We start from the raw sequence: 17,914 nt of genomic DNA, 5'->3' as shown, positions 1-17,914 counted from the left end.
GGGTGCAGGTTGTTTCACCACATTACCGTACTCAAAGAAGAAGCAACAGAAGGATTAAACATCAAGCAGGACGGGATATACGTGGACTGCACTTTAGGCGGTGCCGGGCATAGTTCCGTGATTGCATCCAAGCTGGGTCCAGAAGGGCGACTCATAGCGCTCGACCAGGACGACTGGGCATTGGACAATGCGCGCGAGAAACTGGCCGTATACGGAGAGCGGGTGACGCTCGTCAAAACCAATTTCCGTGATCTGGAGCAGGTACTGAAAGATTTGAACGTACCCATGAAAGACGGCGTACCGCAAGTGGACGGCATTTTGTACGATTTGGGGGTATCTTCCCCGCAGTTTGATGAGGGAGAGCGCGGGTTCAGCTATAACCACGATGCTCCGCTCGATATGCGCATGGACCAAGATGCGTATCTGACGGCCAAAGAGATCATCAATGAATGGCCCGAAGAGGAGATTGCCCGGATTTTGTACACCTATGGCGAGGAAAAGTTCTCAAGACGGATCGCCAGGGTTATCGTGGAGAAGCGAAGTCAGTCTCCGATCGAAACGACGGGCGAGCTCGTCGAATTGATCAAAGAAGGAATTCCCGCCGCGGCTCGCCGCACAGGCGGCCATCCGGCCAAACGCAGTTTTCAGGCATTGCGGATTGCCGTCAATGATGAGCTGGGAGCCTTCGAGGAAGCGTTGCACCAGGCTGTTCGCTGTCTGGCGCCTGGCGGACGTGTATCTGTCATCACCTTCCATTCGCTTGAAGATCGGATATGCAAACAAATTTTCAGCAGTTATTTGGAGAAATGCACATGCCCTCCGGATTTCCCGTTGTGCGTGTGCGGCGGCCAAGGCGTACTTCGTTTGGTCAACCGCAAACCTCTGGTTCCAACGGAAGCGGAACTGGCCGATAATCCACGTGCTCGTTCAGCCAAGCTGCGCGTAGCCGAGAAATTGTAAACCAATAGCGAAGGAGGAGCTTCAGCATGGCATATACACGTGGCAATCTGGCAGTGAAGGAGAAGGCGTCCGAACAGCGCGTGTCACAGCAGCGCTACAAGGAAACGACCAAAGTGGTGACGCGCCGTTCAAGCATCCCCGGTCGAGAGAAGCTTTTGTACATGGCGACCCTGCTCGTCTGCATCATTGTAGGCGGTGCTTTGATGTGGCGATATGCGCACATTTACGATTTGAACAGACAAGCGCAAACAGCTGCTTCGGAAATCAAAAAAAATGAAAAAACGATCGCCGATCTGGAGGTCGAAAAAGAGAGACTTAACAATCTGGTCATCGAAAATGCGCGCAAACTCGGCTATGTCGAAGCTACCGACAAAGACGTTATTTACGTGCCTCGTTCAACGAGCAGGGCGAGTGACACGGATGCAGGCAAGTCGTCGGATTCCGCAGAGTAAATAAAGAGGTGTGCCGATGATTAAAAAAATTAAAATGCGAACGCTGCTTATAGGGGGATGTATAACCCTCTTTTTTCTTGTACTGATCATTCGAATTTTTTTCATTCAAGTGGTGAACGGTGATACATGGCAGGCTGAAGCCTCTTCGCTGATCGACCGGGAGAAGACCATAAAGGCATCCCGCGGCACGATTATGGACCGGAATGGCAACGTTCTGGCCACCGATGCGCCTGCCTATATCGTTTCCGTCAATCCCAAATTGATCAATAAACTCGGGATCGAAGATGTGGTAACGACCGAGCTGTCCAAAATTTTGGGCAAAAAAGAAAGTGAAATGCGCACTTTGGTGACCGCGAAAAAGCCGAACAGCGACGAGTTTTACGAGCAGCGTGAAGTGCGGAGCGAAGGGTTCAAGATCGGCCCCGAACTTGCGGCCAAAGTGAATGATTTGCGGAAACAGCTGCAGGAGAACTACAAAGCAGAGAATGCAATCGTCATGGCGCAGGTATCCAAGCGATACTACCCCGAGGAAAATCTGGCTTCCCATTTGCTTGGTTATATGAACCTGGAAGGGAAAGCGGTCAACGGGCTTGAAGTCTCTTACGATGACAAGCTTACCGGTACCGACGGGTATTTGCATTATCAGAAGGACGCAAAGGGCGTGCAGCTTCCCAATTCGAAGGAGAACTACCAGCCTCCGCAAAACGGGCACAACCTGAAACTGACCATTGACGATACGATCCAATTTTACATTCAGGATGCGATGAAAGAGGCCGTGGCAAAGTATAACCCGCTCAGCATGACTGTTATTGCAGCCGATCCGAACACGATGGAAATACTGGGCATGGCCAACTGGCCGGATTTTAATCCGAATACGTATTGGAATGCCTCGGATCAAAGAAACTTTGTTAATCACGCCGTCCAGTCGATTTACGAGCCGGGTTCTACGTTCAAAATTGTCACGCTTGCGGGCGCCGTGGAAGAAAAACTGTTCGATCCCAATGCGACCTTTGAGTCCAAACGGATCGTCATCGGCGGATATCCCATCAGTGACAATGGGCACGCTTATGGGCGCATTTCATACCTGGAAGGGGTCAAACGTTCAAGTAACGTCGCTTTCGTCAATCTGGGTTACAGCATGCTCGGCGGCGATCGGTTGCGGAAATACATTGATAATTTCGGTTTTGGCGTCAAAACAGGCATCGACCTGCCCAATGAGTCGGCATCACCGATCAAACCGCTCGTGTACAAATCGGAAATCGCGGCCGCGGCGTATGGACACGGCCTCGTGCAAGTAACGCCAATCCAGCAAGTGGCCGCCATCTCGGCTATAGCCAATGGAGGAAAGCTGCTGGAGCCACATTTGGTCAAAGAGATCATTAATCCGAATGACGGCACTTCCGAAGTGATCAAACCGAAGGAAGTCCGCCAAGTTATTTCAGCGGAGTCTTCCAAACTGGTGAGCGGTTATTTGGAACAGGTTGTAGCAGACCAGATTATCGGAACCGGACGAAACGCCTACATTGAAGGGTACCGTGTCGCAGGCAAGACGGGTACGGCCAGAAAAGTCATCAATGGGCAGTATAGCAAATCCAAAGATGTCGTATCGTTTATCGGATTTGCGCCTGTCAATAATCCGAAAATCGCCGTATTAGTCGTTATCGACCAGCCTGAAGGGACCAATATCGGCGGCGGTGCCGCTGCAGCACCTGTTTTCAAAAAAATCGTGAGCCAAACTTTGCAGTATATGGGTGTACCGAAAGATACGGCGAAAACGAAATCGAAAACCGACGCTCCTGTCGTTCAAGCCAAAGCCCCTGATCTGACAGGAAAAGCGGCGAAACAAGCCAGAACGACACTGCTCAATTCGGGCATCGCCTATGTAACGCTGGGCCAAGGAGAGAACGTGATTCGACAGTACCCCGCTGCGGGCGCCTCGATGAATCCGGGACAGCGTGTCTATCTGCTTACCGAAGAGAGCAGCAAAATGAAAGTACCTGATCTGACGGGAGAATCGCTCAGAGACGCCATGGAAGTGCTGTCGCTCATGAAGGTGGGCGTTACGGTCAAAGGCGAAGGGTATGTCGTTGAACAGAAAGAGCAAGTGGCAGGAGAACAGCGAACGGTGCAGCTCACGCTGCAATCGGCCAAAGCAGCAGTCACCGGGATCGAGGACGAAGCACCGGAATCTTCGGGTACGCCAACATCGTCCGAAAACGACGACGCGAGCAATTCGGAGCAGGCGGACCAAGAGAAGGAAACGCAGACGCAAACGACGGATTCGTCTCAAACCGAGAATGGAGATGCAGCGTCCGATTCGCAGTCCACAGATACCTCGCTGCCATAACGATATGGACAGCCCGTTCTAACCCCCGGTTGTCCCGAATATTCATGAATGGAACGCAGATCATGATTTTGGGACGACTGGGGGGAACTTCTATTGAAAGGCACAAGCATTCAGCTGCGGCGCAGGTTGCTGTGGGCATTGCTCATTTTGGTAGTGTTGTTTTCGGCCTTGGTAATCAGGCTTGCATATGTACAATTGGGACAAGGGCCGGAACTCGCGGAAAAGGCGGAAGAGTCATGGCGGCGCAACATCCCGTACACGGCCAAACGAGGGGAAATTCTGGACCGGAATGGTACTGCGCTTGCATACAATGTCACCACGCCGACGATTATGGCCATCCCTGTGCAAGTCAAGGAACCCGAGACAACGGCCAAGGCGCTGGCCCCTTTGCTGGGCATGACGGAAGAAAAGGTGCTGGCAACTATCACGAAGAGAGATATGATCGTACGACTACAGCCCGGCGGCCGCAAAATTACGATGGAGAAAGCACAACGCATCCGTGATTTGAAGCTTCCGGGCATCGTCGTTGCGGAGGATAACAAACGCTTTTACCCATATGACGATTTGGCGGCGCATATTCTTGGCTTTACCGGGATTGATAATCAGGGATTGACCGGGGTCGAGAAGAAGTATGATGACAAACTCAATGGGCTGAACGGGAGCGTTTCCTACTTGTCCGATGCGGCCGGCAGGCTGATGCCGGGTTCATCCGAGAAGTATGTGGAGCCCAAGGACGGATTGGACCTGAAACTGACGATTGATCACTCGATTCAATCCATCATGGAGCGCGAATTGGACCAGGCGATGGTTAAATTCCAGGCCAATTCGGCGCTGGCCATCGCGATGAATCCAAAAACGGGCGAGGTGCTTGCGATGGCGAGCCGTCCGGGTTACGAGCCGGCTAACTATCAGCAATATGCATCCGAGATCTACAATCGCAATCTTCCGATCTGGATGACTTACGAGCCGGGATCGACCTTCAAGATTATTACACTCGCGGCAGCGTTGGAAGAGAAAAAGGTCAATTTGCAGCAGGACCAATTCTATGATCCAGGTTATGTCGAGGTCGGCGGAGCCCGGCTTCGCTGCTGGAAAAAGGGTGGCCACGGAAGCCAGACATTCCTTCAAGTCGTCGAAAACTCCTGCAACCCGGGTTTTGTGGCCCTTGGCCAGAAGCTTGGGAAAGAATCCTTGTTCTCGTACATCAAAAATTTCGGGTTCGGCAGCAAAACCGGCATCGATCTCAGCGGGGAAGAAAACGGAATTTTGTTCAAGCTATCGCGGGTAGGCCCTGTCGAATTGGCCACGACGGCGTTTGGCCAAGGCGTCTCGGTAACGCCGATCCAGCAAGTGGCCGCCGTGTCGGCCGCCATCAATGGCGGCAAGTTATACAAGCCTTATGTGACCAAAGCGTGGGTTCATCCGGATACAGGCGAAGTCATCGAGGAATCGAAACCCCAACTGGTGCGGCAGGTGATTTCGGAGAGCACGTCGAAGCAGGTGCGCGAAGCGCTGGAGAGCGTGGTTGCCAAGGGCACGGGAAGACCGGCGTTCATTGACGGTTACCGGGTCGGCGGCAAAACGGGAACGGCCCAAAAGGTCGTAAACGGACGTTATTCAACAAGCGAGCATATCGTATCCTTTATCGGATTCGCCCCTGCCGACGATCCTCAAATCGTTGTTTACACGGCGGTGGACAATCCCAAAGGCATTCAGTTCGGGGGCGTGGTTGCTGCGCCGATCGTGCAGAACATTCTGGAGGACGCGCTGCATTACATGAACGTCGCTCCTCGCAAGGACCAGGTGGCAAAGGAATACAAGTACGGAGAAACGAAAATCGTTACCGTACCCGATCTGACGGGGGCAACGGCGGAGGATCTTTACGAGGATTTGAACATGAACTTTATGCTGGCGAAGTCCGGCAGCGGAAAGTATGTCATTAATCAGGCGCCGAAGCCCGGGTCCCGGGTAGAGCAAGGTTCAACGATCCGGATTTACATGAGCGATGTGTTGAAGGATGCACATCAGCATGCCGAGGAGGAGGGAGGCACGTCGTAACGCGTGCTCCTTCTCCTCAACCGCAACAAAATTCGCCGAACTGCGTTTCATTAAATGGCCTTATTGACGATATTAGTATAATAAAGACATCATGTTAGAGCAGATTAATTTGGAGAAGTGAGGTTATTCATGTGCTTTTAAACCAATTTGCAGCAAAACTGAAAACCGCTCGCCTCATCGGCGAGCCTCATACAGAATGTCAAAACCTGCAGACAGATTCCCGTCAGGTCAAGCCGGGCGATCTGTTTATCTGTCTGCCGGGACATACGGTCGACGGTCATGATTATGCGGAAAAAGCCGTGAACGCGGGTGCGGTCGCACTTGTCGTGGAACGCGAGCTGAATCTGCCGGTTCCGCAGCTGCTCGTCAAGGACAGCCGTTTCGCCATGGCCGTGCTGGCCGATTTCTTTTTCGGGTCCCCAAGCCGCAAGATGAACATGATCGGGGTAACCGGAACGAACGGCAAAACGACGACCACTTATCTGATCGAAAAGATCATGAGCGATTACGGACAAAAGACAGGACTGATCGGCACCATCCAGATGCGTTATGACGGTCGCACATACCCGATGTCCGGCACTACGCCGGAAGCGCTGGATCTGCAGCGCAGCCTGCATGACATGGTGCAGACGGGGACGACCTGCTGCGTGATGGAAGTGTCTTCTCATGCACTGGAACAAGGCCGCGTAAAAGGAACCGACTTCCGCACGGCCGTATTCACCAACCTGACGCAGGATCATCTGGACTACCACCACTCCATGGAAGAGTACCGTTCCGCCAAAGGACTGTTCTTTGCCCGCCTGGGCAACGAATTCAGCGCGGATGATTCCCGCCGCAAATACGCGGTCATCAATGCGGACGACGCCGCTGCGGACTATTTCAAATCGGTAACGGCGGCCGAAGTCATTACATATGGCATGGGAGAGGACGCGGACGTCCGAGCCTCCGAGATCAAAATAACGGCGCAAGGCACGTCGTTCCATGTGGACACCTTTGCGGGCAGCACGGATATCCGTTTGCGCATGGTGGGCAAATTCAACGTTTACAACGCCATGGCGGCCATAGCTGCAGCGCTTGTGGAGAACGTACCCTTGGAAGAGATCAAGCGCAGCCTGGAGACGGTTCCTGGTGTGGACGGCCGCGTGGAAGCCGTCGACGAAGGCCAGCCGTTTGCGGTGATCGTGGATTATGCGCATACGCCGGACGGACTTGAAAACGTGCTTCGCACCGTGAAGGAGTTCGCTGAAGGCCGCGTAATTACCGTGTTCGGCTGCGGGGGAGACCGCGATCGGACGAAACGTCCGCTCATGGGGAAAATTGCGGCAAAATACAGCGATCTTGTGTTTGTTACCTCAGATAACCCTCGCACGGAAGATCCGGAGCTCATTCTTAAAGACATCGAGCAGGGACTCATCGAAGAATCCGTTCCGACCGACCGGTATATCATGATCGTTGATCGCCGTCAGGCGATTCATGAGGCTATTGAAAAGGCAAGCCCTGCCGATGTAGTATTGATTGCGGGCAAAGGGCATGAAAACTATCAGATTATCGGCACGACCAAAACCGATTTTGATGACCGGATCATTGCCAAAGAAGCGATAAGGGGAAAATCCAATTGATAAAGAGAACTATGGCACAACTGGCCGAAATGTGCGGAGGCACTTTAGTCGCCCCTGCTGCATATGCCAATATGGCTGCCCAAGGCGTTTATACGGATTCGCGTAAGCGGGCTGAAGGAAGTTTGTTCATTCCGCTTGTCGGCGACAGATTTGACGGACATGAATTTGCGCAAGCCTGTATGGAGAACGGCGCTGCCGGTACACTATGGCAAAAAGACCATGGCGAACCGCCGCAGGGAGCCGTCATCGTCGTCGACGATACCCTTGAGGCGCTCCAGGCGCTTGCGTCGGCTTATTTGGCCGAAAGCAAAGCCTCGGTGGTCGGCATTACGGGCAGCAACGGCAAAACAACGACAAAGGACATCGTCGACGCGCTTCTGTCCACCACGTTCAAGGTGCACAAAACGCAAGGCAACTTTAACAATCATATCGGTCTGCCGCTCACCGTGCTTGCGATGGAGCCGGACACCGAGATTATTATTTTGGAAATGGGCATGAGCGGACGAGGGGAGATCGAGACATTGTCCCGCATTGCCCGCCCCGACGTTGCGATTATTACGAACATCGGCGAATCCCATCTTCTGCAGCTCGGTTCCAGGCTGGAGATTGCCAGGGCCAAAGTGGAGATCGTGGCTGGCATGAAACCTGGCGGCTTGCTGATTCGAAACGGGGATGAGCCGCTAATCACGCAAGTGCTTGCAGAGGAAACGACGATCAAACCGGCAGGCTTGAACCAGTTTACATTTGGTCTTCAGCCGGACAATGACGATTATGCGACAGGCATCATGAATGCGCCCGGCGGGGTTGTTTTCACGAGCAAACAATCCGGCGAGGCCGCGCTGAGCTTGCCGCTGCTCGGCACGCATAATGTCGTGAACTGTATGGCTGCCCTGGCGGTCGCTCGCCATTTCGGAGTGCCTGCCGACCGCATTGCGCAGGGATTGTCCGGGCTGAAGCTTACAGGCATGCGGATTGAGATCGTTCAAGGCGCCAGCGGACTCACCATGCTGAACGATGCTTACAATGCAAGCCCGACCTCCATGAAAGCAGCGCTGGATGTCATTGAAGGCCTGAATGGATACAAATCCAAGGTCGCCGTGCTTGGCGACATGCTGGAGCTTGGGCCTCAAGAGCAGCAGCTTCATTATGATATAGGCAAGTATATTTCGCCGGAGAAATTGGACCTGGTGCTTGCATACGGGCCGTTGTCCGCCCACATTGCGGAAGGGGCCAGGGAAAACATGCCGCCCGAAGCGGTGCATGCTTTTGACAACAAAGAAGAAATGACCCGTTACCTGCTAGAGAAACTCCATCCCAGAGACGTTGTCTTGTTCAAGGCCTCACGGGGCATGAAGCTTGAGGACGTGGTCGAAGCACTGAAAACAGCACCATTACAGAACCGAGTAGACTAGAGGGGTGAACCCATGGATTTTCAAGTATTACTGTTAACAATCGGCGTTTCATTCATTTTGGCGGTGATTGCCGCACCGCTCTTGATTCCACTGCTGAGACGGATGAAATTCGGCCAGCAGGTACGGGAAGATGGCCCGCAGAGCCATCTGAAGAAAAGCGGAACGCCGACAATGGGCGGGGTTGTGATCATTCTGGCGTTCACGCTGGCTTTCCTGAAATTTTCGGCTGTCAAAAATACGGATTTTTACGTTCTGCTCGTAGCTACGCTTGGCTTTGGACTCATCGGATTTTTGGATGATTACATCAAAATCGTGTTCAAGCGCTCGCTGGGCCTGACGCCGGGGCAGAAGATGTTCGGGCAGCTGTTATTCAGCGCGATCATGTGTTACCTGCTAATTCAAAACGGGCATAGCACCGCCATATCGATTCCGGGCACTTCGGTATCTTTCGACTGGACGGGATGGTTCTACTATCCATTTGTCGTAATCATGATGCTGGCCATTACCAACGCCGTGAACTTTACCGATGGCTTGGACGGTCTGCTATCCGGCGTAAGTGCCATTGCTTTCGGCGCATTTGCCATTGTGGCGATGCAGGCGACTTCCATGCCGGCAGCCGTATGTGCCGCGGCTATGATCGGGGCTGTGCTGGGCTTCCTCGTTTACAATGCCCATCCCGCCAAAGTATTCATGGGTGATACCGGATCGCTGGGCATTGGCGGAGCGATAGGAGCGGTTGCCATCGTCACGAAGACGGAGCTGTTGTTCGTCATTATCGGCGGCGTGTTTGTCATCGAGATTTTGTCCGTCGTCATCCAGGTCATCTCGTTCAAAACCCGGGGCAAGCGCGTATTCAAAATGAGTCCCATCCACCATCACTTCGAACTGAGCGGCTGGTCGGAATGGCGCGTCGTCATTACCTTCTGGGCTGTTGGCGCGATATTGGCAGCTGTCGGACTTTATCTCAACAAGGGGTTGTAAAACATGAAGCATCCTGATGAATATCGCGAAAAACGGGTTGTCGTGCTCGGACTGGCCAAAAGCGGCGTGCAGGTCGCCAAGGTACTGGAACGCGCCGGCGCCAAAGTGACGGTCAATGACAAAAAGGAGAGGGAACAGTGTCCCGAAGCATCCGAATTGGAGGCTTTGGGAATTTCTGTTGTATGCGGGGGACATCCCGATAACCTCATTAACGAGGATGTTCAGCTTGTGGTCAAAAATCCGGGAATCCCGTACCAGGCACCCCCTGTCCAGAAAGCGCTCGAGCTTGGGATTGAGGTCGTTACCGAAGTCGAGGTTGCTTACCATCTCTGCGAGGCACCGATCATCGGAATTACGGGCTCCAACGGCAAAACAACGACAACGACATGGGTTGGAAAAATGCTGGAGCATGCCGGCCTGAAACCGATTGTGGCTGGAAATATCGGTACACCGCTCTGCGAAGCGGCGGAACAGGCCGATCAGGACAATTGGATGGTGGCTGAGCTGAGCAGCTTCCAGCTTAAAGGCACGGTGGATTTCCGTCCGCGCATTGCGTGTCTGCTCAATGTGGCCGAGACCCATCTGGATTACCACGGAGACATGGACGATTACGTTGCCTCCAAAGCCAAGCTGTTCGCCAACCAGCAGTCCGGGGATACCGCGGTGCTCAATTGGGATGACCCCGTATGCCGCGGCCTCGTACCCTACATCAAGGGCAGATTGGTTCCCTTCTCCGTGACGGAGAAGCTGGACATCGGGGTTTACGCCGATCCGCCATACGTGGACGGTGAGGAGGATGATGTTCAGCGCCAGGCGATCTACGCTGACGGCAGCGGCAATCACCATGTCATCATTGACGTGTCCGACATCGGCCTTCCTGGCCGGTTCAACGTGGAGAATGCACTGGCCGCCATCGCGATTGCGGTGTCTGCCGGGGCCGATCCGTCTTCATTGCTCGTACCTCTGTCCGAATTCAAGGGTGTCGAGCACCGTTTGGAGTATGTCCTGGAGCATCAAGGAGCCGCGTATTACAACAATTCGAAAGCGACCAACTCCAAAGCTACCGTCAATGCGCTGGGCTCTTTCAAACAACCCGTCGTGCTGATCGCCGGTGGATTGGACCGCGGGTCGGACATGATGGAACTGCTGCCTTTATTTCAGGAAAAGGTCAAAGCGGTGGTGGCCCTTGGCGAGACACGGGAGAAGATTGCCCGGGTTGCGGAACTGGCCGGGTTAAAGGAAATCAAGGTCGTCGATAATGAGGAGGATGCCGCCCTGACGCTAACCGCTGCAGTACAGGAAGCGAAGAAGCTTGCGGCTCCGGGCGATGTGGTTCTTCTGTCGCCTTCTTGCGCCAGCTGGGACATGTTTGCTTCTTACGAAGAGCGGGGACGCATTTTTAAAGAGGCGGTGCATAACTTGTAAGTAGGGGGGTGGAAAAGCCCCTACTTCGATGCAAGGGGTGGCCTCCTGATGAAACAGACGCGACCGGCGCCGGACATCTGGCTCCTGATTTGTATTTTGGCTTTGCTTGCCATCGGCATTATTATGGTTTATAGTGCGGGATCGGTACTTGCATTCCATGATTATGGCGATTCCTTTTACTTTGTCAAACGACAGCTGCTGTTTGCGGGACTTGGACTCGCGGCGATGTTTGTTACGGCTAACGTGGACTATCGTGTGTGGAGGAAGTATGCCAAGCCGATATTGATTGCCTGTTTCGTGATGCTGATTGCGGTGTTGATTCCCGGGATCGGCGTTGTTCGCGGCGGAGCCAGGAGCTGGCTGGGCATCGGCTCGTTCGGCATCCAGCCGTCGGAGTTCATGAAGCTGGGCATGATTTTGTTTTTGGCGCACTGGCTCGGTAAGGATACGGGCAAACTCAAAACCTTTACGACAGGATTGCTTCCGCCCCTCGGATTGATGGGACTCGCTTTTGGGATTATCATGCTGCAGCCTGATTTGGGGACAGGCACCGTCATGATGGGAGCCTCCATGTTGATCGTGTTCACTGCCGGAGCAAGAATGAAACATTTGCTGCTCTTAGCCCTTGGCGGCGTGGCCGGTTTTGTGGCATTGATCGCTGCAGCCCCCTATCGGCTGAAACGAATTACGGCATTTCTTGACCCATGGTCAGACCCGTTAGGTGCAGGATATCAGATCATTCAATCCCTTTATGCGATTGGCCCTGGCGGGTTGGCAGGTCTGGGACTCGGGATGAGCCGGCAGAAGTACAGTTACGTCCCGGAACCGCAGACTGATTTTATTTTTTCCATTTTGGCCGAAGAGCTTGGATTCATCGGTGGAATGATTGTGCTGCTCCTGTTCCTTGTGCTGATTTGGCGGGGCATGCGCGTCGCGATGACGATTCCCGATGCTTTCGGCAGCCTGCTCGGCGTCGGCATTGTCGGCATGGTTGCTGTTCAGGTCATCATCAACATCGGCGTGGTGATCGGTTTAATGCCGGTCACGGGCATTACGCTTCCACTGATCAGTTACGGCGGTTCTTCTTTAACCCTCATGCTGACAGCTCTCGGCATTTTATTGAATTTATCCCGTTATGCGAGGTGAACATACGATGCGAGTCGTATTAAGCGGCGGCGGAACCGGAGGTCATATCTATCCGGCCGTGGCCATTGCTAGGCAGATCGAGGCGGAAAATCCGGACTCGGAATTTTTATATATCGGCGGTACCAGAGGCTTGGAGAGCAAACTGGTACCCCAGGAGAATATCCCGTTTCAGTCCATTGACATTACGGGCTTCCGTCGTAAATTGTCCATGGACAATCTGAAAACCGTGATGCGCTTCCTTCAAGGCGTCAGGAAATCCAAAAAAATGCTGAAGGAGTTCAAACCCGACGTGGTGATCGGCACAGGCGGATATGTGTGCGGACCGGTCGTTTATGCCGCAGCCAAATTGGGCATTCCGAGCGTCATTCACGAGCAGAACGCCATTCCGGGTCTGACCAACAAGTTCCTGACCCGCTACGTGGATACGGTGGCGGTCAGCTTTGAAGGCGCGGACAAGGCTTTTCCGGGGGCCAAGCGGGTCGTTTACACCGGAAATCCCCGGGCAACGACCGTGGCCAAGGCCAGCCGTGACCGGGGATTTGCCACGTTGGGCGTACCGATGGACAGCAGGGTTGTCCTTGTTGTGGGAGGCAGCCGCGGAGCCAAGGCGATCAATCAGGCAATGGTCGACATGGCTCCGATGCTGGAGCGGTTGAAGGATGTGCACGTCGTGTACGTCACCGGCGAATCGTACTTTGATGAAACGCGGGAAGCCATTCGCAGCACGCTTGGCACGATGCCGAATCATTTGCATGTATTGCCATACGTACACAACATGCCGGAAGTGCTGGCGTGCACTTCGCTGATCGTCAATCGGGCAGGCGCATCGTTTCTGGCCGAGATTACTTCGCTCGGCATACCTTCCATCCTGATTCCGTCTCCGAACGTGACGAACAATCATCAGGAAGCCAATGCCCGCATGCTGGAACGAGGCGGAGCTTCGGTGACCATGCTTGAGAAGGATTTGTCCGGCAAGGCGCTTTATGAGGCCATCGAGGGCATCATGAACAACGAGGAAGCCCGCAAACGCATGGCGGCATCCTCCCTTTCGCTCGGCAAACCGGATGCAGCCGAAGTGCTGGTAGACGAAATTCGAAGACTTGCGGTGCATCGGTAAAGTGCTTTATGGGCGATTGTCACACACTGGCAGGGACTTACATAAGATACCCTATAAATCGTGACAATCGTTCTATGGCGCGGCAGCACAGCCTGCGGGAAAAGAAGCTGGTTCTCCGATCGGTTTCGAAACAAGGGTGATGGTCTGCATGAGTTTGGAGCCCCATCCGGCATCATGCGGACACGGTCCTTGAAAACGAAACGCTTGCAACTGGCACCATATGGAACATCGGCGGATCCTGCGGGTGCGCCGGTCCTACCGGGGAACAGTGAGCAAATGTTCAATCCCGTTCGGCCTGTTGCACAGATGGCAGATTCCTTGGGGGAGCCGAAGGGAAATGGAGGATCTGGGTTCGACTGCAGCTCCCGGAACTGTCGGGGGATGTCGTGAAATGAATGCAGGTGCCCATGGATCGGATGTGTCACGGATATTTCATACCGCTTGAATAGAAGCTGGGGCGTGGGAGACGGTACATTATGTTTCCAAGTGCAATTCCCGGCCATGCAACGGCATAGGACGTTATCACCCTGATACAGCAAATTCGGAGCAATACATCATCTCAAACCGGCATTGAACTTGTTTCGGAAGTTTTCGCAGCGGGTGAGCGGTAAACCCCGGAGGTGATACATTGGACAAATTGGTGATTGAAGGCGGGAAACCCCTCTCAGGAACCATACGCATCCATGGAGCAAAAAATGCCGCTTTACCGATTATGGCCGCAAGTTTGTTGGCAGACGGCAAAGTAACCCTGCACAACGTTCCGCACTTGCTGGACATTCAAGTGATGCTGTATATCCTGGAGCGGCTTGGATGCACATGTCGGCATGAACAGGAGATCGTGACCATTGACACATCGTCCATTCAGTCATTCGACGTGCCTGAGGACCTGATGAAGCAGATGCGCTCATCCATCTTCTTGATGGGGCCATTATTGGCCAAGTTTGGGCAAGTCTCCGTGTACCAGCCAGGCGGCTGTGCCATAGGAGAGCGGAAGATTGACCTTCATCTCAGAGGCCTTGAAGCATTGGGGGCTTCGATTGAAGAACTGGATCAGCAAATCGTCTGTCAAGCACAGAAACTGGTGGGTACGGATATTCAGCTTGATTTTCCCAGTGTAGGAGCCACCGAAAACATCATGATGGCCGCAGTGTTGGCAGAAGGTACTACGACGATCTACAATGCGGCGCGAGAGCCCGAAATTCAAGATTTGCAGCATTTCCTCAATGCCATGGGGGCACGCATTATCGGTGCGGGAACCGATACGATTACCATTAACGGCGTGGAGAAGCTGGAGCCATGCACATATGAAATTATCCCGGATCGAATCGTTGCAGGCACGGTGATGATCGCAGCCGCAGCGACCCGTGGCAATGTGACGCTTACGCACTGCAACCCGGCGCACCTTACTTCGCTTATTCATGTGCTCAAGCGCGTTGGTGTTCAAATCACGGTCTGCAATGATATAATGACGGTGAGCAGCATGAGCCGTCCAAAATCAGTGGACCGCATCGTGACTTCGCCGTATCCTTCGTTTCCTACAGATCTGCAGTCCCAGATCATGGTCCTGCTTAGCTTGGCGGATGGGTTTAGTGTAATGAGGGAAACGGTGTTCGAGGGCCGCTTCAAACATGTTGATGAGTTGAATGTGATGGGAGCCGACATTTCCGTGGATTTGAACGCGGCTTTCATCCGCGGGGTACCTAGGCTTTATGGGGCTACCGTGGAAGCAACCGATCTGCGCGCCGGAGCGGCACTTGTCATTGCCGGATTGGCTGCGCAAGGGAAGACGGTTGTGGAGCAGGTTCATCATATCGATCGAGGATATGATCGGATTGAGAAGCTGTTCCAGAGTCTGGGGGCTACGGTTGAACGACAGTCTCCGGTCTCGAAACAGCTGGATTTTGCCAATTAACGTCCTTTGAGTCCCCTTCTTATAGGGGAGGGGACTCGAGGCTTTGTGGAGCGCGATCTATGCCAAAAAGTCAAATTCCGGTTCTGAAAACGAACCGGCCTAAACGAAATACGAGCCGTAAGCTTGTTTTTGTGTTATTGCTATTATTCGTAGTCCTTCTTGCCGTTCTTTTTTTTCGTTCTTCCGTTAGCCGGATTTCGGCGATTGAAATTACGGGAAATGTATACACTTCGACCTCGGAGCTTCTTGAGCAAACCGGATTGAAGGTCGGCGACCAGTTTTTTGGGACAAGTTCCGGGGAAGTGGTCCAGAGGCTGAAAGCGAACAAGGCCATACAAGGAGCGACGGTGGACAAGCAGTTTCCGGGCACCATTCATATCAAGGTCCAGGAGTACCCGACAGTTGCGTATGAACTTGATGCGAGCGGTGCGCTGAAGGCCATTCTGGCCAGCGGGACAAGCCTTGCCGTACCTGCAAACACCGGGGTAGCCGTTGAGAAGCCGATCCTCACGCAGTGGAAAGCCGATGATCCGCTCAAAGCGGAACTCAGCGAAGTGTTATCGAAAATTCCGAATGAGTTGACCACGGATATTTCGGAAATCATTCCGAATCCGACGCCATCTTTTCCCGACCAGATTCGGATGTATACCAAAACGCAATTCGAAGTGGTTACGACGGTTTCCATGCTTGCGGACAAAGTGGAGTATTTGAACCAGGTGATCGAGACCGAACGGCCAGGGAAAATCACGATGCTGGAGGCGGACACATACGTGCCTTTCATTGCGGAAGACCCGGATGAAAATGCCGAACCAGGAGCGGGTCAATAACGAAACGAAGCTCTCCTGATTAGATGTGCAAAGCCTGACGGAATGCCGTTTCAGACTGGTCCGGTTTGTGAAAGTTGTGCTTTCTGTGAAGGGGAAAAAATGATACACTTTAGCTTATGGCACTGGAATAGCCTCCTTCTTTTTTCTTCAAGGTTTTATGTATTGACACCCAGATGTTGGCATCCAAAAAAATTGTAGAAAAAAGAGGGAAAGCCTAAAGTGTGTTGAATATGTTTTAAGAGTGTTTATACGTTCGTAATCTATTATTGGAGTCAGGAGGTGCCAGAGACTTGAGCAACAATGACATCATTGTTAGTTTGGACATCGGTACATCCAAAATTCGCGCTATTATTGGGGAAATTAATAATGGAACCTTTAATATTATTGGAGTTGGATCTGCCGACTCGGAGGGAATTCGCAAAGGTGTAATCGTAGATATCGACCAGACGGTGCAATCGATCCGCAATGCGGTGGAACATGCGGAGCGTATGGTAGGTATTCAAATATCCGAAGTATATGTTGGAATCTCGGGAAATCATATTGGGTTGATGAGCAGCCACGGTGTCGTGGCCGTTTCGAACGAAGATCGTGAAATCGGGGAAGAAGACATGGAACGGGTGTTGAAAGCAGCCGAAGTCATTGCGGTCCCGCCAGAGCGTGAAATTATCGATGTTGTGGCGAAGCAGTATATCGTAGATGGTCTGGAGGGCATACAGGACCCGCGCGGTATGATTGGCGTTCGCCTTGAAGTTGAGGCAACGATTATTACGGGGGCAAAAACCGCGATACATAATCTTTTGCGCTGTGTGGAGAAAGCGGGCCTGAAGGTAAGCGACCTCGTGCTGATGTCTCTGGGCGCAGGTCAGTTAGCATTGTCCAAAGATGAGAAATCGATGGGTTCCGTGCTTGTTGACATTGGCGCAGGGGCAACAACGATTGCCGTTTTCGAGGAAGATAGCCTCGTGGCTACTTCAACGCTTCCGATTGGCGGCGAGTTTGTAACCAATGATATCGCCTATGGGCTTCGCACGTTGACGGATCAGGCTGAAAAGGTCAAGTTGAAATACGGTTGTGCTTGGCTGGATGATGCTGCCGCCGACGTTATGTTCAAGGTAACCCGCATTGGCAGCAATGTGGACAAGGAGTTTTCGCAGGAGGATCTTGCCGCAATTATTGAGCCAAGGGTTCAAGAAATTTTCCAGATGATCGCTCAGGAAGTGAAACGCCTTGGTTACATGGAACTTCCCGGAGGTTATATATTAACGGGAGGAACCGTATCCATGCCTGGAGTGCTGCAGGTAGCTCAGCATGAACTGGCTGCATCGGTTCGAATCGCGGTTCCGGATTATATCGGTGTCCGCGACCCCGGATATACTAGCGGTGTGGGCATATTGCATAATGTGATCCGCAGCTTGCGCGTTCGTCCGTCTGTGAGCAGCAGCGGTGGCGGCAGCAGCACGGGCAGCAAGAAGCCGGCCAACCGCGCAAAGCCGAGCGCAGCTCCGGAAGCTGAACAAAAACCGGGCTTCATCGAACGGCTGAAGAACATGTTCAGCGAATTTATATAACAGGTTGAATCCATTTCATACTCTTTAAGCCGTCTGAATGCGCTGGTAAATTCACAGAAACGCTTTCGTTCGTCGATATATGAAATTGAT

Annotated in this window: 13 protein-coding genes; all 13 read left to right on the top strand. The window is 53.0% G+C overall.

Annotation, left to right across the window (positions count from 1 at the left end):
- The first annotated feature begins 9 nt into the window (after positions 1-9).
- The 13 genes from rsmH (at position 10) to ftsA (ending at position 17,824) form a co-directional block, all read left to right on the top strand.
- Complete coding sequence (gene rsmH, locus RSX24_RS21185) at positions 10-960, top strand: 16S rRNA (cytosine(1402)-N(4))-methyltransferase RsmH (protein WP_236416633.1); 951 nt, start codon at positions 10-12, stop codon at positions 958-960.
- Between the two features lie 26 nt (positions 961-986).
- Entirely contained in the window at positions 987-1,412 is a 426-nt protein-coding gene (locus tag RSX24_RS21180; protein ID WP_236416632.1) for an FtsB/FtsL family cell division protein, read from the top strand.
- A 16-nt stretch (positions 1,413-1,428) separates the two neighbouring features.
- The gene (locus RSX24_RS21175) at positions 1,429-3,759 is read left to right on the top strand and encodes a penicillin-binding transpeptidase domain-containing protein (RefSeq protein ID WP_343261712.1); all 2,331 of its coding nucleotides are present in this window, start codon (positions 1,429-1,431) and stop codon (positions 3,757-3,759) included.
- 93 nt (positions 3,760-3,852) lie between these two features.
- Positions 3,853-5,817 carry a stage V sporulation protein D gene (locus RSX24_RS21170; protein ID WP_343261711.1) on the top strand — a complete coding sequence of 655 codons (1,965 nt, stop codon included), beginning with the start codon at positions 3,853-3,855 and terminating at the stop codon, positions 5,815-5,817.
- Between the two features lie 131 nt (positions 5,818-5,948).
- Entirely contained in the window at positions 5,949-7,436 is a 1,488-nt protein-coding gene (locus tag RSX24_RS21165) for a UDP-N-acetylmuramoyl-L-alanyl-D-glutamate--2,6-diaminopimelate ligase (RefSeq protein ID WP_343261710.1), read from the top strand.
- Positions 7,436-8,848 (top strand): UDP-N-acetylmuramoyl-tripeptide--D-alanyl-D-alanine ligase, encoded by a 1,413-nt coding sequence (locus RSX24_RS21160; RefSeq protein WP_343261787.1) that lies wholly within the window; start codon positions 7,436-7,438, stop codon positions 8,846-8,848. The genes RSX24_RS21165 and RSX24_RS21160 overlap by 1 nt, the downstream gene beginning before the upstream one ends.
- Positions 8,849-8,860: 12 nt before the next feature.
- Positions 8,861-9,829: a phospho-N-acetylmuramoyl-pentapeptide-transferase gene (mraY, locus tag RSX24_RS21155; protein ID WP_236416625.1), complete on the top strand. Its 969-nt coding sequence runs from the start codon at positions 8,861-8,863 to the stop codon at positions 9,827-9,829.
- Between the two features lie 3 nt (positions 9,830-9,832).
- Positions 9,833-11,254: a UDP-N-acetylmuramoyl-L-alanine--D-glutamate ligase gene (gene murD / locus RSX24_RS21150; RefSeq protein ID WP_236416624.1), complete on the top strand. Its 1,422-nt coding sequence runs from the start codon at positions 9,833-9,835 to the stop codon at positions 11,252-11,254.
- 48 nt (positions 11,255-11,302) lie between these two features.
- Positions 11,303-12,400 carry a stage V sporulation protein E gene (gene spoVE / locus RSX24_RS21145; protein ID WP_236416622.1) on the top strand — a complete coding sequence of 366 codons (1,098 nt, stop codon included), beginning with the start codon at positions 11,303-11,305 and terminating at the stop codon, positions 12,398-12,400.
- 7 nt (positions 12,401-12,407) lie between these two features.
- On the top strand, positions 12,408-13,517 hold the full coding sequence (gene murG, locus RSX24_RS21140; protein WP_343261709.1) for an undecaprenyldiphospho-muramoylpentapeptide beta-N-acetylglucosaminyltransferase: 1,110 nt from the start codon (positions 12,408-12,410) through the stop codon (positions 13,515-13,517).
- A gap of 628 nt (positions 13,518-14,145) precedes the next feature.
- Complete coding sequence (gene murA / locus RSX24_RS21135) at positions 14,146-15,429, top strand: UDP-N-acetylglucosamine 1-carboxyvinyltransferase (RefSeq protein WP_236416620.1); 1,284 nt, start codon at positions 14,146-14,148, stop codon at positions 15,427-15,429.
- A gap of 59 nt (positions 15,430-15,488) precedes the next feature.
- The gene (locus tag RSX24_RS21130) at positions 15,489-16,256 is read left to right on the top strand and encodes a cell division protein FtsQ/DivIB (RefSeq protein WP_236416619.1); all 768 of its coding nucleotides are present in this window, start codon (positions 15,489-15,491) and stop codon (positions 16,254-16,256) included.
- A gap of 290 nt (positions 16,257-16,546) precedes the next feature.
- The gene (ftsA, locus tag RSX24_RS21125) at positions 16,547-17,824 is read left to right on the top strand and encodes a cell division protein FtsA (RefSeq protein WP_236416618.1); all 1,278 of its coding nucleotides are present in this window, start codon (positions 16,547-16,549) and stop codon (positions 17,822-17,824) included.
- Positions 17,825-17,914 lie beyond the last annotated feature (90 nt).

Origin of the sequence: Paenibacillus hubeiensis, assembly GCF_032334105.1 — a bacterium.
Taxonomy (GTDB): Bacteria; Bacillota; Bacilli; order Paenibacillales; family Paenibacillaceae; genus Paenibacillus; species Paenibacillus hubeiensis.
The sequence above is the reverse complement of the archived record's forward strand: the minus strand, read 5'-3'. Positions and strand labels throughout refer to the sequence as shown.

Coding starts and splice junctions, on each gene's coding strand:
- RSX24_RS21180 (WP_236416632.1), top strand. CDS start 987: ATGGCATATACACGTGGCAATCTGGCAGTGAAGGAGAAGGCGTCCGAA.
- RSX24_RS21175 (WP_343261712.1), top strand. CDS start 1,429: ATGATTAAAAAAATTAAAATGCGAACGCTGCTTATAGGGGGATGTATA.
- mraY (WP_236416625.1), top strand. CDS start 8,861: ATGGATTTTCAAGTATTACTGTTAACAATCGGCGTTTCATTCATTTTG.
- murD (WP_236416624.1), top strand. CDS start 9,833: ATGAAGCATCCTGATGAATATCGCGAAAAACGGGTTGTCGTGCTCGGA.
- spoVE (WP_236416622.1), top strand. CDS start 11,303: ATGAAACAGACGCGACCGGCGCCGGACATCTGGCTCCTGATTTGTATT.
- murG (WP_343261709.1), top strand. CDS start 12,408: ATGCGAGTCGTATTAAGCGGCGGCGGAACCGGAGGTCATATCTATCCG.
- RSX24_RS21130 (WP_236416619.1), top strand. CDS start 15,489: ATGCCAAAAAGTCAAATTCCGGTTCTGAAAACGAACCGGCCTAAACGA.